Below are 22461 nucleotides of genomic sequence, written 5' to 3'. Positions count from 1 at the left end.
TAAATTCCTCCGGGCGCTTACTGCTTATTCTTAAAGTTGAGGATATCTACGGGTTGGACGGTATCACCCATCTCATTGCCGAAAGCGTTTCGCTGGTAAGTAATTACCGCAGCCAGATCCACTTCTGATAGCTGCTCACCAAAAGCCTGCATTGCGGGGTTTACCGTAGAACCGTCGATAACGATATCTAAGTGGCCATTGAGGGGACCGGTAGCAATTTTTGATCCAGCAATTGCCGGGAATACTCCGGGTACTCCCTGCCCGTTCGGCTGGTGGCAGGCGGCACATGTGCGTGTATAGACTTTTTCACCCTGAGCAAAAAGCTCTTCGAAGGTAAATGTCTTCGCTGTAAGTTCACGCATTTTCATGGCTTCTGCTGCACGAGAACTCAGCCAGGCATCGTATTCCGCCTGTGGCACTGCCTTCACAACAATAGGCATAAAGCCATGGTCTTTTCCGCACAATTCAGCACACTGTCCGCGATATATTCCCGGCTCCTCAATACGCGTCCAGGCATCATTGATAAAACCGGGGATAGCATCTTTTTTAACGGCTAGATCTGGGACCCACCACGCATGTATCACATCATTGGCAGTAATCAGGAAGCGTATTTTTTTCTTGATAGGAACAACCAGGGGCTCATCGACTTCTAGGAGGTAGTTAGCACCCTTAGGCTGAAGGTTATCAATTTGAGCTTTGGGAGTGGACAAGCTGGAAAAGAATGAAACATCAGTGCCCCGATATTCATATTTCCACTTCCATTGATAACCGGTGATTACGATATTGAGATCTTCTTCCTCAGTATCGTAAATATCATAGAGCGTTTTGGTGGCCGGAATCGCCATCAGAATCAGGATGACGGTGGGAATAATAGTCCACACCAACTCCACAACCGTGCTCTCATGAAATTGGGCCGCTTGGTATCCCTTACTTTTGCGGTGCCGCCACATGCTGTAGAACATGATGCTGAACACCAATGCCCCTATAGCCACACAAATCCAAAAGATCAGCATGTGTAGCTCGTAGGTGGTCTGGGCGACTTCTGTCACCCCCTGGGGCATATTAACCCCCCAGCGCTCAACGTCCTGCTCATTCGCTAACACCGCTTGTGCAGATAGCGAAGTAGCCAGCAAGGCGAACAGCCGATCAAAGCCTTTCAACATCGCCTACAGATCTCCGTGGTTGCGGGTCTCTCAGGGAAACCCGTAATTTTTATTTTGGCCACTGGCCTTCACGGATAAGCGAATTTTACCTGTATCAACTGCCTAACAGGATTAATTCCACACAAAATTTGTGGACATACTGTAGTAACACAAGACTACATACACTGGGCGAGGAGACCACCTCGCGTTACTGCCGTCAGTGCAACTTGTTATTCTTAGTAAAAGATTTTTTACTCCAGATGCCGTCGTCCGGAAAGGTACAACCAACAACCAGTTTCTTTATTTGTCGCAACTACTGCAGGTACAAAAGGAACACATCGACAAGAAAAAGTCAATCGGGATCATTTTTGAATAACGTTGCTGCTTTATGAAAAAATTCGGTGATTAACAAATAAATTTAACCACTTTGATAGGATACTTTTCCACAAGTAGAAAAAAGTCGCTCCAAATAGAGACATGGCAATTTATTTGGTGAAAGATGACAACTAATCAAGCATTAATAATGCTGCCAAGAGAAGTATAAATCCTCGGGTTCAAGTGCCCCTGATTACTTTTACACAGATTGGCAACGATTTTTAATCTCTAATACTAAATTCTGACTGCTTCACACAACCAAGGCAGATTAGTTTCGATAAGCTTGAGGATTATCAGGCAGATCAATACAGAATCCTGTACTATCTACACTCAATCAAAATGATTTTTCCGCCAAATATTTCGTTTCGATTTTGTAAGCGTTACGAAATGAATTGCTAATAGCAGTATTGGGAGACCGATTTAGGAAAAGGATCTTATCAGCTCTGTACTGTTACCATTGGTAGAATCCGCCTGCACAGCTTTTCTTTTTCCGATTTCGGCTAGAAGCCAATCTATCCGCTAGTTGTTATGACTTATGCCTTCTTCTACAAAACTTGAATCCCAACCTATGTCTCGCGTCTGGAATCTGGCTTGGCCAATGATACTGAGTAATATTTCAGTGCCATTACTCGGGATAGTAGATACCGCAATTCTTGGTCACCTCCCATCTGCAGAGTACCTATCCGGTGTAGCTATCGGGGCTAGCGTAATGTCGATGCTTCTATGGGCATTTGGGTTTCTGCGCATGGGTACTACCGGACTGGTGGCTCGGAGTACAGATCTTGGGATTCAATGGTTAGTACGTGCACTAGTATTAGCCATGGGGTTGGGAATCACTCTGTTTATTGTTGCCTCTCCTTTAATCTACTATATCGTTGAGTGGATGAATGCCAGTCAGGAAGCACAACCCCACGCACTGGCCTACCTACAAATACGTCTGTTATCTGCCCCCCTGGCTCTGGCAAACTTTGCCATTCTGGGTTTTTTTATTGGTCGACAAGATAGCCGTGCGCCTCTATATATACTTTTCGCTGCCAATCTTCTGAACATAGCCCTCGATTTCCTATTTATCCTTGGCCTGGGCCTAGGGGCAAAAGGTGCAGCAGCGGCAACGGTACTCGCTGATATTTTTGCATTTCTACTGGGTCTATATCTTCTTACCAGGGTTCATGTTGATATCTGGTCTTATATACACAAAGAAATTGGGCAGAAGAAACTTCTCCCCTGGATCGATTCATCCCCATGGATCAATCTTTTAAAGATAAATACAGACTTATTTATAAGAACCTGTTTGCTCTTGCTAACACTCACTTTTTTTACTGCACAAGGGGCAGCCCAAGGTGATAATGTACTTGCTGCAAATGCTATTCTTATACAGTTATTAATGATGACTTCCTATGCCCTGGATGGTTTTGCTCATGCTACCGAGGCCTTGGTTGGGGAATCCATGGCAAAGAGATCAACGGCTCTATTCAGAAATACCGTTCGCAGTGCAGGTTTGTGGGCCCTGGGAAGCGCTGTCCTGATTACGCTGGTACTAGTTTCAGGGAAACCCTTGATTCTATCCTTATTTACAGATATCAAACCAGTAATCCACCAAGCGGAACAGGTATATTGGTGGCTCTGTGCACTACCTTTATTAGCGGTTTGGAGTTATCAGCTCGATGGTGTTTTTATCGGTGCTGGGAAAAGTCGCGATATGCGTAATACTATGTTTATAGCCTCAGTACTGGTTTTCTTTCCCGCCTGGTGGTTTACAAGGGATTGGGGGAATACAGGCATATGGTTCAGCTTGTTTTTATGGATCGGAGCACGATCTTTAGGACTCATAGTATATTTTCAATACTACACTGTAACCAATTCCTGGATACGTAAATTACAGTAAAACTGTGGCAGGATATTTAGAGTTATTTTTTAATGTATAAATAACAGAATATGACAAATTTTGAGATTGAGAAATTAACTATTTCAGTCAGGATTACTCACTATCAAAATAGTAAATCTCTTATGATGCTACAAACACATTTAAAGCTATAATCTCAGGTTGGTAAATAATGAGCGGGCAAAGCAACAAATAATAAAGCCCGCTCACATTTTTAATAGCTTGAAGACCGCACCTGTTTTTGCACTAAAATTTGCTTAAAATTTCCATAAAACGCTCCTTCTCCCTGGATGACAGCATTATATAAGTCTTCAACCTTCTGCTTTAATTCTTGGCTATAAAAATATAGGCTGCCGTTTCGGACACTGTAGGACTTTGGGTTCTCGGCCATGGTTTTGTAAAAAAGGGATACCCTTTCCAGATAGGTATCTGCCTGCTTTTTGGAAAAATTACCTTGTTGGTAATTATCTAAAACCTGAGAACTGATTCTTTGAAGAGTTAATTCGCGCTCTTCATCTGAAAAACGAAAGGCTTTTAATTGCGTGTTGATATCACGCTTTAGGTCTTTCATATAGCGAGCAGCAGCTTCTGCTGATTCATATAGTGCGTGAATAGTCTTTTCCCGCTTCCGCAGAGCACCGCGATCTTTCAAGGTATATATATTGGAGATTTCCTTTTCGGAGAAATCGCCCAGGGGGCGAAAAATAGTGACATGTTGCAAATTGCTATTCCTTGTGAGCTTGTCACAAATCTTTATTGCATGTCTCCACTTTTCAAAAGATTTTCCTTTAAGGATTTGATCAGGTAAAGCTTTTACAGCCACTCCCAACCTATTTTCCTCTTCAATGTAAAAATCTGGATGGGCTTTCCAGTCATTAGCTTGTAAACGGAATAACGTAAGTATCCCCTGATTCACACAGCTCGCCAATAGGTAGGCAACTTGTTCTCTCTGCTGCTCTGTTTTTTTTCGATAGCGATCAAGGCCATAGAGACCTATGATCGCAACCGCAATAAAAACCACCAGTATAAAAAATATTTTTTTCACTTTTTACGGCTACTTGTGGGTTGGATAAGTTTCACTGGCTCCTCGTTAATATCTTTCTCTGTATCTTGGTTAACACGAGTAGACAGTTCTGTTGGCGCTGACTGCAATCGAATTTCATCCTTAAACCCACAGGCAACACATTCCCTATAATTTTTCCCATCCTTGTGATAGTTAATAATTTTATCCATTTCGCTACAGCGGGGGCACACAGCCCCTGCAATAAAGCGTTTTTTAACGATCTTACCAGACTCAGCCGAATCTTCTTTCTTCATCATGACTACTACTCAATATTTCATGATTGACTTATCCGTTACACAGGACTGATATTCAGCTCTTGCTGCTCGATACCAGAGTGACGCAATAGGGCATCAATTTGCGGCTCTCGTCCACGGAATTGAACAAACAGCTCCAACGCATCACGGCTACCACCCTGTTCCAAAATACTGTGCAGAAATTTATTTCCCGTCTCTCTATTAAAGATACCATCTTCCTCAAATAGAGAAAAAGCATCTGCCGAAAGCACTTCTGCCCATTTATAGCTGTAATATCCTGCGGCATAACCACCAGCAAAAATATGGCTAAAAGCATTTTGGAAGCGGTTTTCTGCGGCGATAGGCACAACAGCAACCTCTGCTCGTACCTGATCCAGTAAAACCTGAACTTTATCGGCGGTCAATGCCTCTTCGCTGGCATGGAGGCGAAAATCAAAAAGTGCAAACTCCAACTGGCGTACTGTAAACATGGCAGACTGGAAATTTTTCGCTGCCAGCATTTTATTCAGTAAAGCTTCGGGAAGGGCCTCTCCAGTTTCGAAATGTGCAGAAATTATGGAAATAGCCTGGGGTTGCCAACACCAATTTTCCAGAAATTGGCTGGGCATTTCCACCGCATCCCAAGCAACACCATTAATACCAGAAACTGCTGCCACATCAATCTGTGTCAACATATGGTGGAGGCCATGGCCGAATTCATGGAATAAAGTGGTTACTTCCGTGTGGGTTAAAAGTGAGGGGATATCACCTGCAGCCGGACTGAAATTACATACTAGATAAGCTATAGGCAACTGGAGTCCGTTGAGCGTGTGGCGACGACTACTTACTGTATCCATCCAGGCCCCGCCACGTTTTTTCTCACGCGCGAACGCATCCAAATAGAAACCAGCTATCTTTTCGCCATCTCTCAGCAGCCAAAAGAACTGCACGTCGGCATGCCAAGTAGCAACGCTGGTATCTTCTTCAACTGTGATTCCGAATAATTTGTCCACCACAGTAAAGAGGCCGTCAACGACTTTGGAGTAAGGGAAATAGGGCCTCAATTCCTCTTGGCTGATGGCGTATCGCTGCTGTTTGAGCTTTTCTGCGGCCCAGGCCACATCCCATGGTTGCAACTCTTCAATACTGAGTTGGTCTGCAGCAAACGCTTTCAGCTCAGCCATTTCTCGTTGGGCAGCTGGCCTGGCTCGTTCAGCCAGATCCTGTAGAAATTCCAAAACCCGCTCTGTATTTGGAGCCATTTTGGTGGCCAATGACAGCTCCGCATAGCTGTTCATTCCCAGTAAACTGGCCTGTTCAGCGCGCAATGCGAGAATTGCCTCCATCACTTCGGAGTTATCGTATTCACCTGCCTGGGGACCAACTTCGGATGCTCGACTAACAAAAGCCAAATGGACATCCCGACGCAGAGATCTATTTTCAGCGTGGGTCATAACAGCGAGAAAGCTGGGCCCCTCTAAGGTAATCAACCACCCATCGAGGCCTTTTGCCTCAGCTGCATTCCGTGCAGCGGCAAGAGCAGTTTGAGGAAGCCCCTGAAGCTGAACTTCATCATTCGTATGCCAGGTCCAGGCATTAGTTGCATCGAGGACATTGTTGGCAAATTGGCTGGATAACTCCGCCAAACGCTGACTGTTAGCGGCAAACTTTTCACGGGCCTCTCCTTCAAGGCCTACACCACCAAGTTCAAAGTCTCTGACTCCCAGCTCCAAAGACTTCTTGCGTGCCTGTGGCCAGTTTGCAAATTCGGGCGACTGCATTAATTGGAGGTACAGGTCGTAAAGTTCGCGATTTTGCCCCTGCTTTGTCCAGTAAGCCGTCACTTTGGCTAAAGCGGCCTCAAAGGGCGCCCGCCAGGGGCCACTTAGAACGCTATTCAGGTGACTGACTGGGGAGAAGGCTCGATTTAGCTGATCTTCCGCCTGTTCCAGAGGCACCAGCGTATTATCCCAGCTGGGGGTCTCCAATCCCTGTTGAAGGGTTTGCTCACACGTTTTAATCAGTTCGGCGATGGCGGGTTCCACCTGCTCGGGCTCGAGATTATCAAAAGGCGGCAGCAGCGGGATATTCAACAGTGGATTGGACATATAAGACTCTGTGCTCGAATTAGGATAAAGCTATGATAGAGGATTCATTGTACAGGAGCTTATTTATGTCCCCACTGCGCAGCCACGATGATTCCCACGGCGAGAAGTTTCCAGAACTTGGCGACAGCGTATATATCGATCCGCAATCCGCAGTCATTGGTGACGTTACCCTGGGGGATGATTGCTCCGTATGGCCCATGGCCGTTGTGCGCGGTGATATGCATAAGATCCGCATCGGCGCGCGAACCAGTGTACAGGATGGGGCCGTTCTCCATATCACCCATGCGGGACCATTCAACGCCGACGGTTGGCCGCTGACTATTGGCGAAGATGTCACTATCGGTCATAAAGCCTGCCTGCACGGCTGTACCATCGGCAACCGGATCTTAATTGGTATCGGATCTATTGTTCTCGACGGAGCCACTATTGAAGACGATGTCGTACTGGCAGCCGGAGCACTGGTTCCGCCCGGTAAAACCCTGGAGAGTGGTTATCTCTATGTAGGCGCCCCCTGCAAAAAGGCGCGCCCCCTGTCTGACAAGGAAAAGGCTTTCTTTAAGTATTCCGCTGAAAACTACGTGAAACTGAAAGATCAGTATCTCCTTAAACAGCAACCATAGTGACAGCCGGCTCCCCGCTATGCTTAACCTGAATATGGACCAGCTGCATATTTTTGTGCGCTCCTGTGAAGTCGGATCTTTTTCGGCGGTTGCTCGCGAAGTGGGCCGGGCTCAGTCTTCTGTAAGCAGCTTGATTCAAAATCTTGAACTCGACCTGGGGCTGACTCTCTTTAACCGCGAAGGGAAATATCCCCAACCCACCGACGCCGCTTTGGCATTACTGCCATTAGCACGTCAATCGTTGGGGCAGTTGCAGCGCTTCCAACAGGCGGCAAATTCCTTCCAGCGGGGAGAAGAGCCCCAGCTCAATATATTATTTGAAGAGCTGGTAATGCCGGATCGACTCAACGATATGCTGGTAACTTTCAGCGAGCGCTTCCCGCATACTGAGCTTCAGCTCGGCAGTGTTACTGGGAAGGAAGCGGTCCAGCAGGTGACACATGGTGAAGCCGATTTTGCCTTTGTCACCTCCAGGGATTCCTATCCCAGCTCGCTGGATACCAGTAACCTGGGACAACAGCGGGTACTTAGCCTGGCCTGTCCGGAACATCCCCTGGCCCAGAAAAAACAATCCTCATTGAATGAAGCGGCCCAGCACCGACAGATCACCACAGCACCAGAATCCCAAAGGTACCGTTGGCAGCTCTCTGCACAGACTTGGCGAAGTGATTCTCTGCTACAGGCCCTGGATCTGGCATGTAAGGGGGTTGGGTGGGTCAATGCGCCCTACGAACTGGCCCGACCCTTTTTAAAAAGCGGCAGGTTGGTTGAGCTCAACTTAACCGGTTCTCTCAATACCTGGAGCCTCGGTGTGGATCTGCTCTGGTCCAAGCAGACGCCACAAGGCTTAGCTGCGCAATGGTTCGCCCGAGAGGCCCGGCGACTCTACGGTAACTTTTACAGCCCACCTATCGAAATATCCGATAGAAACTAATTTTTACCTATCAGGCTTTTACATAAGACTTGGCGTTGTAGGCCGATGGTCTGTGACTCAATCCGACTTGATTAGGAGCCAAACTATGTCCAAACAGCAATATCTCCAAGAAATGGAGGCCTTCTCCCAAAAGTACCGCTATGACATGGACTACTTGCGCGAGTTTCTTCAGGGCTCTCCTGAAGGCTTTGAAAAATTTAGAAATTTTCAGCCCCTATCCATGCATAGGGAGTTTTTACCTATTGATGTTTTTTGGGTGAGTAAGATAGCGGCAATGCAAGTAGCTGATTGCGGCATGTGCCTGCAACTGAATGTGCGTATGGCCCTAGAGGCTGGTGTTGAACCCCACTTGGTGAAAGCTTGTATCCAAGGCGGCAGCGGCCTGCCTGAGAACTTGCAGGACATTTTTGATTTTGCAACAGCCGTGGCCAGCTACAAAACAATCGACCCGGTTCTCAACGAACGGATAGGTGCACAACTGGATAACCGGCAGAGAATCGAGCTGGGGGTCAGCGTCGCTACCGCGTCAGTCTTCCCCACGATCAAGCGGGCTATGGGATATACCCAAAGCTGCAGCTTGGTTGAGATCGAATTTAAACAGTGATGTGGTAGGCCTTGGCAACCAAGGCCTCCTCACTATTTACCCTGTAGACGCAGCAGTGCCGATGCACCTATGCCGCCAATGGCACAAGCCAAAACGATAACCAGGGGCGTCATTTGTCCCAGTACCAGAGCACCGTAGTCATAACCTCTCTGCGGCAGAAGATACAACAACATCAACCCTGCCGGCACCAGGGATAAGAGGAAGCCCCGTATTAACCAGGCGTTGCGCAAAGGCAACAAAAACAGCAACCCGAAAACTCCACCCCAAACTACGCGCTGGTACAGGTAGGCATTGCTCAGGGATGGCGCCAAATCTACCCCTAGAAACTGGGTAAAGCCATACCGCCCCATGGCCCATAGCCCCACGGCATAGCAGAGCCCACCGAAACACCCCACAGCAAAACAAATCGACAGGTTTCGCACAATATCACGCACAACGCTTTCTCTCTTTTAATTATCGGTTGTCTGATTGAGGTCCCGGCGCAACTTGGCCATGATCGGCGCTGTTTCAGGACGTACACCACGCCACAGTAAAAATGACTCAGCGGCCTGCTCTACCAACATCCCAAGGCCATCAGCACTCTCTGCGCCCTGTCCACGCGCCCATTGTAAAAAAGGCGTTGGCTCGGCGGCGTACATCATGTCGTAAGCTTTACCAAGACTGGCGACACAGCCTTCAGGAAGCGGCGGCAGCACACCGCCAAGGCTTGCGGAACTCGCATTGATAATCAGGTCGTAGCAGCCTCTCAATTCCTCCAGGCCGCCACCACTTAATTCTCCCAACTGGGAAAATTCTGCCGCAAGCTGTACCGCTTTTTCTGCGGTGCGGTTGGCAATATGTAAATGTGCTGGTTTTTCCGCAAGGATTGGCAGCAATGCTCCCCGGGCGGCTCCGCCAGCTCCCAGCAAGAGAACTTTCCGATCCTTGATTTTCCAGCCCAAGTTGGTGCAAATATCAAATACCAGGCCGGCCCCGTCGGTGTTATCGCCGAGAATCTTTCCACCTTCAGTCAGTGCCAAGGTATTCACCGCTCCCACTGACGCAGCCCGCTCGGTCAAGTTATCCGCCATCTCAAATGCTTGCAGCTTGAAGGGCACCGTCACATTAAGGCCACAACCACCCTCAGCAAAAAAAGTTCGCGCGTAATTAACAAAGCCATCCAGGGGGGCAAGCAGTTTACTGTAATCGATATCCTCGCCTGTTTGCGTGACAAAGGCTCGGTGTATCTCCGGTGAGAGGGAGTGCTCTATAGGGTTACCCACCACCGCATAGCGGTCACTCATGATTCCGCCCTTTTGCGCTCTCTCGCTGCCTCACGAATCTTGGCACTTTCATCGACAATTATTAAACCGTCAATTTTGAGGCCGTCGGCAGCTTCGGTGACTAAATAGCGGGTTTGTGAGCTGTACAGCTCTACCGCCTTTTCTTCCCCCTGCGGGTGTAACAAGGTCCAGCGCAAGCTCGCAAGGGTGCTGTAATTATTCAGCTCTATCACCTCGGTAACAGTGCCGAGAATCTGACAGACACCAAGGCGTCGATAAGCATTGAGGAGCTTAACCACCTGCTGGATAAATTCATCCCGTTCTACAGTGAGCTTTACGCCATCTTCCCGGTAGTAGTGCAGTGGGAAACGATAAAAGTCAGCAATCTGCTCAACATCTCCCGTTTCAAAATGCCGCCTGTAATCGAGAAACAGGGAGTTGATTCCTTCCAATCGCGATGGGTGCACAACAAACCTCCATTGTGACAAATTGCTTGGCTATACCCAGTCTCTGTGTGGCAGAAAATCAGTGTATAGCTTCTCTTCCGCAGATCCCGGCTCTGGTTGCCAGTCATACTTCCAACTCACCAGTGACGGCAAGGACATCAGAATGGATTCTGTACGCCCACCACTTTGCAATCCGAACAGAGTGCCACGATCAAAGACCAGGTTGAATTCCACATAGCGCCCACGGCGGTAGAGTTGGAATTCACGCTCGCGCTCACCGTAAGCAGCCTCTTTGCGCTTCTGTACAATGGGTAGATAAGCCTCCAAGTAACTATCGCCAACAGCGCGCATAAGCGCAAAAGCATTGTCGTAGCCACCTTCGTTAAAATCATCGAAAAAGAGTCCGCCGACTCCCCGAGCTTCATCCCGATGCTTCAGGTAGAAATATTTGTCACACCACTGCTTAAAGCGAGGGTATACCTCGCTGCCAAAAGGGTCACAGGCCTGCTTGGCCGTTTGGTGCCAATGTACGACATCCTCGTGATAGCCGTAATACGGGGTCAAATCATAGCCACCACCAAACCACCAGATGGGCTCAGCTCCTGGCTTTTTCGCCACAAATAGACGCACGTTTGCATGGCTAGTGGGCACGTAAGGGTTGCGCGGGTGAATGACCAGGGAGACGCCCATTGCTTCAAAAGAACAACCGGCCAGTTCGGGGCGATTAGCCGTGGCCGAAGGCGGGAGTCCATCCCCATAAACATGGGAAAAGTTCACTCCGCCTTTTTCGATCAGATTCCCCTCTTCCAGCACTCGAGTTCGACCACCGCCACCACCGGGCCTGTCCCAGTTGTCCTCACGAAATGACTGACCGTCTTCTTCGCTCAGGGCATTGCAAATACGGTCTTGTAGGCCGAGTAGATAGGCCTTTACTTCCTTGGTATCGATATCACTCATAGGCGAAAACTACGTCTCTGTTTGAGGTTAGGCACCCGCCCTCAGCACACGGCCGCTTTGCAGATCGCGAATTTCACTGGGGGCGCTGCGGCCGCCGGTCGAGCCGCCTCCGACAAAGTCGAGGTCGCGGCCGAAATAGCGTAGTACCTGGTACTTATTACGGGCGGGCTGAGACCCGGCCGGGTTTGCTGAAGTGGATACGATAGCACCGCCAAAGGCGCGTGTTAACGCAGCAGTAAACGGGTGATCGGTGCAGCGCAGGGCCACAGATTTATGTACCCCACAGACCCAGGCAGGAATTAAGCCCCGATGGGGTACGAGCCATGTCACCGGTCCCGGCCAGCTGCAATCCAGCTGTTCCTCTTGCTGATCACTAAGGTTTCTAAGGAGCGGATCAAAATGTCTTCTGTCACCGGAGACCAGGATCAAACCCTTCTCAAGTGGGCGATGCTTGAGTTGTAGCAAGCGCCTGACAGCCAGCAGGTTATTGGGGTCGCAAGCCAATCCCCATACAGATTCAGTGGGATGGGCAATAACACCACCCGCTGCCAGGGCGCGGGCAGCCTGTCTTACGGAAAGCGGTGAGTACTTCATTTTTAAGCTGGTCTTACTTCATTTTTAGGCCGCTGCCAATCTTGCTGCAACGGAATATGGAATTTATCCAAGGCGCCAGGCAACTTTTCCTACAGGCAGATCGAAGTCAAAGTCCACGAGGATCGCTCCAAAAGGCTTCTCTTTCGACTTACTTTACTGCCGATCGAGGTAAACCACTGCAATCTAGCGGATTGCCCAACTGCGCACAAGACGTAACCCCCTCGCCCACCTCAGTAATCAGTTTGAAAGCAAATCCCATGGCAATTTATATTGAACTGGGCCTGCGAACCGCTCTTCAAAGTGCCATTTTTACCCCTGCGGCATAGCTGGGATGTACTTTGTGGAACTCAGCCAATTGTCGCTTAATTATTTCATCCGGTACACCCGCCATCGCTTCTGCAATATTGTTATATAAGCGCTGTTTTTGTTCATCGTCGAACAAATCAAAGAGCGCTCGAACCTGACTGTAATCGTCATTACCTCTGCGGTGGTCATATCTATCTGCAGCACCGGATATTGGTAACGGGGGTTCTTTCGCTTTTGGGTCCTCCTCTGCTCCAGAAAAACTATTCGGCTCATAAAAGGCATCCGGATTGCCACTGCGGATACCCGTACTATTCATTTCACCATCCCGATAATAATTATGGACAGGACAACGCGGTGCATTCACTGGAAGACTCTCATAATGAGTTCCCAAGCGGTGACGATGTGCATCGGCATAAGAGAATATACGCGCCTGCAGCATCTTATCCGGTGAGAAACTGATACCCGGTACGATGTTGGATGGAGAGAAAGCTGCCTGCTCGATTTCTGTAAAGTAGTCTTGCGGGTTGCGATTCAACTCCATGGTTCCCACCTCGATGGGAGGGTAATCACCGTGGGGCCAAACCTTGGTGAGGTCAAAGGGGTTGTAGCTTGTTTTGCCAAGGTCTGCCTCGGGCATGACCTGAACTTGGAATGTCCACTTCGGACATTCCCCATTTTCTATCGCGCTGTACATCGCCTCCTGGTAACTCTCCCTCGAGCGTCCAATCACAGCTTCAGCTTCCGTATTGGTGAAGTACCTATGTCCCTGCTGAGTCTTAAAATGAAATTTGACCCAGAAGCGCTCTCCATTGTGATTCCACAGTGAGAAGGTATGGGAGCCATAACCATTCATATGCAACGGGGATATGGGCAAACCGCGATCGGAGAACAGTATGGTCACTTGGTGAAGGCTCTCGGGGCTCAGCGACCAGAAATCCCACATGGCCGTAGGGGAGCGCAAGTGAGTGCGGGGGTGGCGTTTTTGTGTGTGGATAAAATCCGGGAACTTGTAGGGGTCTCGTACAAAAAAGACCGGCGTATTGTTGCCGACCAAATCCCAATTGCCCTCCTCCGTATAAAACTTCAGTGCAAAACCACGAACATCCCGTTCCGCATCAGCTGCACCTAACTCGCCGGCCACAGTTGAAAATCGAGCCAACAGTGGGGTCTCTGCTCCAGGCTGCAGCACCCGGGCACAGGTGTAGTTAGAAATATCACCGGTTACCCTCAAAACCCCATAGGCGCCCCAACCTTTGGCATGTACCGCCCGCTCGGGTATACGCTCACGATTTTGATGCGCCAGTTTTTCGATAAGCTGATAATCTTGAATCAATAGTGGGCCATCTGGCCCCGCTGTAAGGCTATTTTGATTATCGGGAACCGGAGCGCCGGCATCAGTGGTGAGTTTGGGTTTATCCGCCATAATGAGACTCCACTTTTGGAATCCACTGAGTATTAACGCTGCTCCAGAGCAGCGCGAATTGATCGGCGGCTACACCATCAACAAGGAGTTTCTGATTAATTCTCTTCGTAACTTCCCAGTAAGACCTTTAGAGACTCACTAACTCCTCACAAGTTTTAGCCAGTTTTTCCCCATCCGTGTAACGGCTGCCCTTCAGAGTTAGCTGGTAAGACCCTGTGAGTTGCTCCACCAGGCCCTCTAACTCCAATTCCATCAATACGGCCATCAATTCACCCGCCTCAATCCCGGTATCACGAGACAATAGCTCGATACTTCGAGGCCCACCGACAAGCGCTCTGATGATATGTTGCTGAAGCTCTGGCAGTGGTTTACCGGGGGGGAGATCAGTGGGTGTGGGCTCTGCCAGTAAACCGCCGAGCTGGCCGGCTACATCTGCGCTGGTTTCAACCAGTGTCGCACCTTCTTTAATCAGGTGGTGGCAACCCCTGGCCATTGGGTTGTGGATAGAACCTGGAATCGCAAAAACCTCACGATTCTGCTCCAGTGCTAAACGCGCCGTAATCAGAGAACCTGAGCGCATCGCTGCTTCTACCAGTAATACCCCCATTGAAAGACCACTGATAATCCGGTTCCGCCGTGGGAAGTTCTTCGCCTCAGCACTGCTGCCTATAGGCAATTCGCTTATTAGAGCACCGCCTGCAGCGAGAATGTCCTCCGCCAGGGGGCGATTGTGTTTTGGATAAATGCGGTCAACTCCACTACCCAAAACTGCAATCGTGGAGCCCGCTCCCTGCAGCGCTCCTCGGTGAGCTGCGGCATCCACGCCCAGAGCCAGCCCAGAAGTGATAGCAAATCCGGAACCTGCCAAATCCGTGGCGAAGGCCCGGGCATTATCCAGACCCGCCACAGTCGCCCGACGGGCACCCACCATCGCTACCTGCGGTAGATTTAGAGCGCTTTTTTCACCACGGATATAAAGCACAGGCGGGGGGCGCGAGGTCTCCGATAAAAGGGCGGGATAGTCGGGATCGCTGTGACAAATCAGCTGCACGCCCAGGTCTGCGCAGCGGGCTCGCTCACGCTCAACCCAATCAGCGAGCTCACTGGCGGCAGATCGGCTGGAAAATTCCCGCCACTGGATTTGGGCCCGCGGTGATAATTTTTGCAGAAGAGGTTGAGGAAACTGCTGGAGAGCCTCTTCGGCAGTGGCAAAGTGCTCCAGTAATTGCCAGTAGCGAGCCGGGCCAATTCCCTCGAGACGCAGCAACGCCATAGTAGCGGTCAATGCATCCATGCAACTTACCATTTTCTGTTTTGAAAGTTGTGCGACAGGGCAAACAGCAACACCTGCCGCGAGATTTTCTGGGATCGCTTAAGGGTTGCGCACCATATCCATCACTGCCAGCGGGCGACGAGCGTCCAGTACCAGAGCGAGACTCATTTTTTCAAAGGTGCGGAATACCATCAGCTCACCGGCACGAGTATCGGGAAGCTTCACCACGTCACCGGCAATGCGGTCACGTACTGTTGAACCGGCTTTGTATATCGCCAGGACATTGCCGGCTTGCAAGCCATCCCGTTTGCCAGAATTAAGGATAACCACATCAAACTTGGCAATCTGGCTCACCCCTTCATCGACCCCAACAATCAACCCATCAATCGTGACTGTCGGTGCACTGGGGTGGAACAGCGCATCAATTGAGCGCTCCTCAACCGGCATCAAGCGATCTTCAAGGCGAATCTCCCGAGAGGTGTTGCGCACGCCCATTGTCGCTATCGAAAAGTTCGAGTTGTCATCCGGACTGCTATCTGGGTCCAGCTGTAACAGGTCTAAAGCACCTATGCCAAGTGCCTGGCGTCCGAGAACTTCACCAGATACTGGGTCAGTATAAATAGGACCAGGGCGATAGAGCCCGTACGAAGGTAATGGCGCCGCAAAATCACCGCGAGCGTAGAGGATATCTCCAGCACCCATCAAAATATGATTTTCTGACCCAGAAACTACATAGGGAGTCCCCTCAAAAGCACCGGGCTCTACAATACGAGTCCGCGATAAAAAAGCATTGATCGCATCTAGCGGAATTGCCGGAATTGCATCCTCAACTGCCTGGCGTCGGATCGAAGGCGACAGGCGGTTGTCATCAACGCCCGGGGACAGTTGATAGGCTCGAGGGCCGCGTTGCAGCTGTAGCTGTGGTTGACCGTCGACATAAACAAGGCGCAGGCTATCTCCTGGATAAATCAGGTGGGGGTTTTCCACCTGTGGGTTCACTTGCCAAATCTCCGGCCAGTACCAGGGTTGCACCAGGAACTGACTGGAAATATCCCAGAGCGTATCGCCCTTTTGCACCACATAAGCGTCGGGGTGACTGGGGTTCAGGCGAACCTGATCCTGTGCTTCGACACCAAGGGCAACCGCTAACATCGAGATCGCGGCCAGGATAATTTTTTTCATGGAAGCATTCCTATGCTCTTTATCGCTATAATTCTCAGCGCCGGGCCACTCCCGTGAAGGGAGCGAGACCGGACCCGGGCGCATAGCGCCAGCAAAAACAGGGGTCCACTCGGTAAATTTTGAGCGCGATCATAATGTTATCAGCGCACGTTCAACGAATACTAGAAGTTTGTCACAGGTGTTATGGCTAAACTCGAGATACTGGAATTTCCCGATCCGCGCCTGCGCGAGGTCGCTAAACCCGTCGCTGAAGTGACCGACGCCCACCGCCAACTGCTCGACGACATGTTTGAAACCATGTACGCAGCGCCCGGCATCGGCCTCGCCGCCATCCAAATCAATGTGCAGGAGCGCATTGTGGTGGTGGATATCTCTGAAGACGGCAATGAACCGCTCGGATTTATCAATCCCGAGATCGAAGTACTGGACCCGGAGATCCACCAGTACGACGAGGGCTGCCTGTCAGTGCCCGGTTTCTACGAAACGGTGGAGCGCCCGCGCAAAGTGCGTGTTAAAGCCCTGGACCGCAATGGCGAACCTTTTGCCCTGGAGGCCGAGGGATTGCTGGCGGTCTGTATCCAACATGAAGTCGATCATTTGGACGGCAAGCTGTTCGTGGATTACGTCTCACCACTAAAGCGCAACCGCATCCGCTCCAAGCTGGAAAAGTCCCAGCGCCGCCGCGCCTGATCTGCGCCAACCGCAAGAGCCTGGAGCTGCCGCCCTACGGCAGCTCTCCCACCCCCCTTACTTGAGAGCAAGTCAGTGAATATTATTTTTGCCGGCACGCCGGACTTTGCCGCTGTGCACCTGCAAACGCTGCTCGACAGCGAACACAATGTCATTGCCGTTTACACCCAACCGGACAGGCCGGCAGGGCGCGGTAAGAAATTGCTCGCCAGTCCGGTGAAACAGCTGGCACTCTCCCACAATATCCCGGTGTACCAACCCCTGAGCCTGCGCGATGAGTCGGCCCAGGCAGAACTCGCAGCTCTTGAAGCGGATATTATGGTGGTGGTGGCCTACGGCCTGATACTGCCTCAAGTGGTGCTGGATACCCCACGCTTGGGCTGCATCAATGTGCACGCCTCTCTGTTGCCACGCTGGCGTGGCGCAGCGCCGATCCAACGCGCGGTGGAAATGGGCGACAATGAAAGTGGCGTCGCCATTATGCAAATGGAGGCGGGCCTGGATAGCGGCCCAGTTTTGGTGGAAAGCCGCTGCGCGATTACTGAGTCCGATACCGGTGGCAGCTTGCACGACAAGCTGGCGGAACTCGGCGGCCCATCCCTCCTCCAGGCCTTGGCTCTACTGGAAAGTGGCAGTGCCAACCCTCAGGTACAAGACGATACCCAGGCTAACTACGCCAACAAAATTACCAAGGAAGAGGCGCAGATCGACTGGCAGCGCCCCGCTGCTGAACTGCATCGATTGATACGCGCTTTTAACCCCTTCCCGGTGTGCTGGAGCACTTATCAGGACAAGAAGGGCGAGCAGCGCCTGCGTATCTATAGCGCCGCCATCGAACAGGGCTGCCACAGTGATCAGCCCGGTACCATTCTCTCCAGTGACGACGAAGGTATTTTAGTGGCCTGCGGCCGCGAGGCCCTGCGCCTCCAATTAATACAGCTACCGGGTAAAAAAGCGCTTCCCGCAGCAGAAATTTTGAAAGGCTACCGGGAGCAGTTCGCCCCGGGTACCAAACTGGGATAATTATGAGCAGAGATGTACGCGCCGAGGCCGCCCGAGTTATCGCCTCACTGCTGGAAGAACATGGCTCGTTGGCAAGACTTCTGCCTGCCGCCGAGGACAAAGTCGAGGAGCGCGACCGCCCTCTGTTGCGGGAGCTCTGTTACGGCAGTGCCCGCACGGCACCGCGCCTACAATTGATCGCCGCCAAGTTGCTGCGTAAAAAAGTCTCGGATATTGAGATCAATGCACTGATCCTGCTGGGCATTTACCAACTCGAGTACACTCGCATACCCGATCACGCCGCCATATCTGCAACCGTCAATGCCGCGCGTAGCCTCGGCCTGAACAGAGCGACCGGGCTGATCAACGGGGTGCTGCGCAACGCCCTGCGCAACAGTGAGCAGCTTCAGCGCAAGCTGTCCGGCAATCCACAGTTCAGCTCTATGCACCCGGCCTGGTTACAGCAGCAGATTAAAGCCGCCTGGCCTGAGAAGGCGTCAGACATCTTCCGCGCCAACAATACCAACCCACCCATGACCTTGCGGGTAAATACTGCCAAGATCTCGCGCGAGGACTATTTACAACAGCTCGATGAAACCGGCCTCTCCGCCGAGCCCTGTACTATTTCCCCGGTCGGTATCACCCTGGTTGAGCCGGTTTCAGTCACAGTGCTGCCGGGCTTTGCCGAGGGCTTGGTCAGTGTTCAGGATGAGTCCGCACAATTAGCGGCGCTGCTGTTACAGCCGCAGGAAAATGCCCGGGTGTTGGACGCGTGTGCGGCACCTGGAGGCAAGAGTTGCCACTTATTGGAGCAGGAATCCAGCATTCAGTTGAGCGCGTTGGATATTGAGGAGGACCGCCTGGTGCGGGTCGAGGAAAACCTCGAGCGCAACGGGCAGAGTGCCGAGCTTATTTGTGCCGATGCCACGTCTCCGAATGAGTGGTGGGACGGGCAGCAATACGACCAGATACTACTGGACGCACCCTGTTCGGCAACCGGGGTAATTCGCCGCAACCCGGATATCAAACTATTGCGCCGGGAAGAAGACATTGCCGAGTTAGTGGCTTTGCAGGGCAAGATCCTGCGCGCTCTGTGGCCCCTGGTTAAACCGGGTGGGCAGTTGCTTTACGCCACCTGTTCCAGCCTACCGACGGAAAACAGCGAAGTCGTCGCAGCGTTCATTGCGGAGACAGAGGATGCGAGCGACAATACCCCTGAACTGCTAAACGATAAGCCCTGGGGCGAGAAACAAGTTGCCGGTATGCAGCTTCTACCCCAAACCGGCGGCGGTGACGGTTTCTACTACGCTCTGCTGAGCAAAGCTGAATAACGACGTCGCTAGTCGCGAGTCTCATCCGATATGAAAATTGTCATTCTCGGCGCCGGCCAGGTGGGCGGCTCTCTAGCGGAGGCCCTGGCCTCCGAGCGCAATGATATTGTCCTGGTGGACAGCGACGAGAAAACCCTGCGCGAACTGCGCGACCGCATCGATATCGGCGTGGTACTGGGCCACGCCTCTCACCCGGATATTCTGATGGAAGCCGGGATTGAGGATGCGGATATCCTGGTTGCAGTCACCAATAACGATGAGACCAATATGGCGGCCTGCCAGATTGCGCACTCTCTGTTTCGCGTCCCCACCAAAATCGCCCGGGTACGGGCCTCCTCCTACCTGCAATACCCGGAATTATTCGATACCCAGGCCATCCCTATCGATGTACTGATCAGCCCGGAGCAACTGGTTTCAGAGTATATCTCCCGCCTGATGGAACATCCCGGAGCCTTGCAGGTACTGGATTTTGCCGGTGGTCGCGTACAGCTGGTAACTGTTTTAGCCGTTCAGGGCGGGCCTCTGGTTGGGCACCAACTGCGCTATTTGCGCGAGCATATGCCCAAGGTAGATACCCGGGTTGCTGCGATTTATCGCCGCAACCGGCCAATTATTCCCCAGGGTGATACGGTGATTGAAGCCGGCGATGAGGTGTTCTTTATTGCCGCGCGAGCAGATATTCGCGCGGTAATGAGCGAACTGCGTCGATTGGAACACGGTTATAAACGAGTGGTGATCGCCGGCGGCGGCAATATTGGTTTGCGCCTGGCCACCCGGCTGGAGAATCGCTATTCGGTAAAAATTATTGAGCAGAGCCACGAGCGCTGTGTATTTTTATCCGAGGAGCTGTCTCACACCATTATCCTGCACGGCAGCGCCTCCGATCAGGAGTTGCTGCTGGAAGAGAGCATCGAAGATACCGATGTTTTTCTTGCCCTGACCAATGACGACGAGGCTAATATCATGTCGTCACTATTGGCCAAGCGTCTGGGCGCACGCAAAGTGATGACGCTGATCAATAACCGCGCTTATGTGGACCTGGTACAGGGTGGTGAAATCGATATTGCCATCTCACCGCAGCAAAATACGATTGGCAGCCTGCTCACCCATGTGCGCCGAGGAGATATGGTCAACGTCCACTCCCTGCGTCGAGGTGCAGCTGAAGCCATTGAGGTTATCGCCCACGGTGACGAGCGCACTTCCAAGGTGGTGGGGCGCAAGATCGAAGATATCGACTTGCCCGAGGGCGCCTCGATTGGCGCCATAGTACGGGAAACGGAAAATGGCAGCGAAGTTTTGATGGCACACGATGATGTCATTGTGCAAAGCGATGACCACGTGATTGTCTTCCTTATCGACCGCCGCCAGACTCGCCATGTTGAACAACTGTTCCAAGTTGGTTTTGGCTTTTTCTGAGCAAATAATATTTTCGTTTTCCGGCGATAACGGTCTCCGCCGTCCAGATAACATTGCAACAAATAACGATAGGCTGATAGGCGCCAATGCGAATTGCGGTAATTGCGCGAGTTTTTGGAATTCTCTTGACGGTGTTCAGCCTGACTCTGCTGCCGCCGATTGGCGTATCCCTGTGGTATGAAGATGGTACTCACAGCGCATTTGTCGCAGCCTTTGTCATCACTCTGATCACCGGCCTGTTTATGTGGCTGCCAGTGCACGATTTGCGCGAAGACCTGCGCACCCGGGACGGATTCGTGGTGACATCTTTGTTCTGGCTGGTACTGGGCAGCTTCGGTGCCCTGCCCTTTATTATCAGCCCTCAGCCCGACTTGAGTATCACCGACTCTATTTTTGAATCCATCTCAGGGCTAACAACCACCGGCGCCACGGTGATTACCGGGTTGGACTCACTGCCTCCGGCCATTCTCTACTACCGCCAGCAGTTGCAGTGGTTTGGCGGTATCGGCGTAATTGTTATCGCCCTGGCCATCCTGCCGATGCTGGGTATCGGTGGTATGCAGCTGTATAAGGCAGAAATTCCCGGCCCGGTAAAAGATACCAAATTGACTCCACGTATTGCCGAGACAGCACGGGCACTAATTGTTATTTATGTGATTCTTACAATCCTCTGCGGCATCGGCTACTGGTGGGCCGGCATGACGGTATTCGACGCCGTTGGCCATGCGTTTTCCACTGTGGCCAATGGAGGCTTCTCCACCCACGATGCCAGTATGGGGTTCTACGCCCACAACCGCGCGATCATGATTATTTGTATCGTGTTTATGTTTACTGCTGCCATTAACTTCGGTCTGCATTTCTTCGCATTTCGCAACAGGACCCTCAGCCACTATTGGCGCGACTCAGAATTCCGCTTCTACGTTATGCTGATTCTCGGTGCCGGCCTGTTGATCAGCTGTTACCTGTGGATATTGAATATCTTCTCCCCCGGTAACAGCCTGCTACACGGTTTCTTCCAGGTGGTCTCGATCAGCACCACTGCCGGCTTCGCCTCTGAAAATTTCTCAGCCTGGCCAGTATTCTTACCCTACGTCCTCTTGCTGTTAGGTATTCTCGGTGCCTGCGCCGGCTCAACCTCAGGGGGCATTAAGGCGGTGCGCGGTATGCTGATTATGAAGTCCGGTATGCGCGAGCTGAATCGCTTGGTACATCCCAATGCGGTTATCCCTATCAAGATCAACCGGAAAATTGTCCCCGATCGAGTTACCGACGCAGTGTGGGGCTTCTTTGCGGTCTATGTTTCATCCTTTTTTATCCTCGCCATTATCGTCATTGCCACCGGTGAGGACTTTGTCACCTCCGTTACTACAGTAGCCTCCTGCCTGAGTAATATCGGACCGGCCCTCGGCGAAGCCGCTGCCCACTATGGTGCGGTTAATGAAGTCGCCAAATGGTTTCTTATCCTGGCGATGCTGATGGGACGCCTGGAAATTTTTACCCTGCTAGTACTACTTACCCCGGCTTTTTGGCGCCACTAGCGACACAAGATGTCATGGCCACGCTAACGCGTGGCAATATTTTTTAATTTCTGCCACAGTTGCTGTTTACAGGAAGTAAC

Annotated in this window: 21 protein-coding genes; 9 read left to right on the top strand and 12 right to left on the bottom strand. The window is 51.3% G+C overall.

Annotated features, from left to right (window positions below):
- Positions 1-17: 17 nt before the first annotated feature.
- On the bottom strand, positions 18-1163 hold the full coding sequence (gene coxB, locus ACJJII_RS06500; RefSeq protein WP_282930525.1) for a cytochrome c oxidase subunit II: 1146 nt from the start codon (positions 1161-1163) through the stop codon (positions 18-20).
- Positions 1164-2115: 952 nt separating this feature from the next.
- Here coxB and ACJJII_RS06495 point away from each other — a divergent pair.
- A complete protein-coding gene (locus tag ACJJII_RS06495) occupies positions 2116-3402 on the top strand; it encodes an MATE family efflux transporter (RefSeq protein WP_444918673.1) in 1287 nt (428 codons plus the stop codon).
- Between the two features lie 211 nt (positions 3403-3613).
- On the opposite strand, the gene ACJJII_RS06490 is transcribed toward ACJJII_RS06495, so the two are convergent.
- The 3 genes from ACJJII_RS06490 to ACJJII_RS06480 are packed head-to-tail and all read right to left on the bottom strand — an operon-like array spanning position 3614 to position 6803.
- Positions 3614-4444 carry a hypothetical protein gene (locus ACJJII_RS06490; RefSeq protein WP_444918672.1) on the bottom strand — a complete coding sequence of 277 codons (831 nt, stop codon included), beginning with the start codon at positions 4442-4444 and terminating at the stop codon, positions 3614-3616.
- Positions 4441-4719, bottom strand: coding sequence for a YheV family putative zinc ribbon protein (locus ACJJII_RS06485; protein ID WP_444918671.1), 279 nt, complete (start codon positions 4717-4719; stop codon positions 4441-4443). The genes ACJJII_RS06490 and ACJJII_RS06485 overlap by 4 nt, the downstream gene beginning before the upstream one ends.
- Before the next feature lie 35 nt (positions 4720-4754).
- A complete protein-coding gene (locus ACJJII_RS06480) occupies positions 4755-6803 on the bottom strand; it encodes a M3 family metallopeptidase (protein ID WP_444918670.1) in 2049 nt (682 codons plus the stop codon).
- Between the two features lie 65 nt (positions 6804-6868).
- Between ACJJII_RS06480 and ACJJII_RS06475 the strand changes: the two genes are divergently transcribed.
- The 3 genes from ACJJII_RS06475 to ACJJII_RS06465 all read left to right on the top strand — a co-directional run bounded on the left by ACJJII_RS06475 (position 6869) and on the right by ACJJII_RS06465 (position 8961).
- Positions 6869-7423, top strand: coding sequence for a gamma carbonic anhydrase family protein (locus tag ACJJII_RS06475; RefSeq protein ID WP_444918669.1), 555 nt, complete (start codon positions 6869-6871; stop codon positions 7421-7423).
- A gap of 19 nt (positions 7424-7442) precedes the next feature.
- Positions 7443-8357: a LysR family transcriptional regulator gene (locus ACJJII_RS06470; protein WP_444918668.1), complete on the top strand. Its 915-nt coding sequence runs from the start codon at positions 7443-7445 to the stop codon at positions 8355-8357.
- A gap of 85 nt (positions 8358-8442) precedes the next feature.
- Positions 8443-8961, top strand: coding sequence for a carboxymuconolactone decarboxylase family protein (locus tag ACJJII_RS06465; protein WP_413663903.1), 519 nt, complete (start codon positions 8443-8445; stop codon positions 8959-8961).
- A 32-nt stretch (positions 8962-8993) separates the two neighbouring features.
- Here the strand turns inward: ACJJII_RS06465 and ACJJII_RS06460 are convergent, their stop codons facing one another.
- The 8 genes from ACJJII_RS06460 to ACJJII_RS06425 form a co-directional block, all read right to left on the bottom strand.
- Positions 8994-9395: a hypothetical protein gene (locus ACJJII_RS06460; protein WP_282930533.1), complete on the bottom strand. Its 402-nt coding sequence runs from the start codon at positions 9393-9395 to the stop codon at positions 8994-8996.
- Between the two features lie 15 nt (positions 9396-9410).
- Positions 9411-10244, bottom strand: a complete 834-nt coding sequence (gene aroE / locus ACJJII_RS06455) for a shikimate dehydrogenase (protein WP_444911849.1) — start codon at positions 10242-10244, stop codon at positions 9411-9413.
- Complete coding sequence (locus tag ACJJII_RS06450; RefSeq protein WP_413663901.1) at positions 10241-10690, bottom strand: DUF6841 family protein; 450 nt, start codon at positions 10688-10690, stop codon at positions 10241-10243. The genes aroE and ACJJII_RS06450 overlap by 4 nt, the downstream gene beginning before the upstream one ends.
- 30 nt (positions 10691-10720) lie before the next feature.
- The gene (hemF, locus tag ACJJII_RS06445) at positions 10721-11626 is read right to left on the bottom strand and encodes an oxygen-dependent coproporphyrinogen oxidase (RefSeq protein ID WP_444911848.1); all 906 of its coding nucleotides are present in this window, start codon (positions 11624-11626) and stop codon (positions 10721-10723) included.
- A gap of 27 nt (positions 11627-11653) precedes the next feature.
- Entirely contained in the window at positions 11654-12220 is a 567-nt protein-coding gene (locus ACJJII_RS06440) for an L-threonylcarbamoyladenylate synthase (RefSeq protein ID WP_444918667.1), read from the bottom strand.
- A gap of 295 nt (positions 12221-12515) precedes the next feature.
- On the bottom strand, positions 12516-13949 hold the full coding sequence (locus tag ACJJII_RS06435; RefSeq protein WP_444918666.1) for a catalase: 1434 nt from the start codon (positions 13947-13949) through the stop codon (positions 12516-12518).
- Positions 13950-14076: 127 nt separating this feature from the next.
- Positions 14077-15243, bottom strand: a complete 1167-nt coding sequence (gene dprA, locus ACJJII_RS06430; RefSeq protein WP_444918665.1) for a DNA-processing protein DprA — start codon at positions 15241-15243, stop codon at positions 14077-14079.
- A 78-nt stretch (positions 15244-15321) separates the two neighbouring features.
- Positions 15322-16404 carry a LysM peptidoglycan-binding domain-containing protein gene (locus ACJJII_RS06425; protein ID WP_444918664.1) on the bottom strand — a complete coding sequence of 361 codons (1083 nt, stop codon included), beginning with the start codon at positions 16402-16404 and terminating at the stop codon, positions 15322-15324.
- A gap of 183 nt (positions 16405-16587) precedes the next feature.
- On the opposite strand from ACJJII_RS06425, the gene def reads away from it, so the two are divergent.
- From def to ACJJII_RS06400, 5 genes are all read left to right on the top strand, one after another.
- Positions 16588-17094 carry a peptide deformylase gene (def, locus tag ACJJII_RS06420; RefSeq protein ID WP_444918663.1) on the top strand — a complete coding sequence of 169 codons (507 nt, stop codon included), beginning with the start codon at positions 16588-16590 and terminating at the stop codon, positions 17092-17094.
- A gap of 75 nt (positions 17095-17169) precedes the next feature.
- On the top strand, positions 17170-18117 hold the full coding sequence (fmt, locus tag ACJJII_RS06415; protein ID WP_444918662.1) for a methionyl-tRNA formyltransferase: 948 nt from the start codon (positions 17170-17172) through the stop codon (positions 18115-18117).
- Positions 18118-18119: 2 nt separating this feature from the next.
- On the top strand, positions 18120-19427 hold the full coding sequence (gene rsmB / locus ACJJII_RS06410; protein WP_444918661.1) for a 16S rRNA (cytosine(967)-C(5))-methyltransferase RsmB: 1308 nt from the start codon (positions 18120-18122) through the stop codon (positions 19425-19427).
- 30 nt (positions 19428-19457) lie between these two features.
- Positions 19458-20843 carry a Trk system potassium transporter TrkA gene (trkA, locus tag ACJJII_RS06405; RefSeq protein WP_282930545.1) on the top strand — a complete coding sequence of 462 codons (1386 nt, stop codon included), beginning with the start codon at positions 19458-19460 and terminating at the stop codon, positions 20841-20843.
- An 86-nt stretch (positions 20844-20929) separates the two neighbouring features.
- Complete coding sequence (locus ACJJII_RS06400; RefSeq protein ID WP_282930546.1) at positions 20930-22381, top strand: TrkH family potassium uptake protein; 1452 nt, start codon at positions 20930-20932, stop codon at positions 22379-22381.
- The last annotated feature ends 80 nt before the right edge of the window (positions 22382-22461 follow it).

This window comes from Microbulbifer maximicatervae (SeqCode), assembly GCF_052467825.1.
Note: the sequence above shows the minus strand (reverse complement) of the source record. Positions and strands in the feature narration are given on the sequence as shown.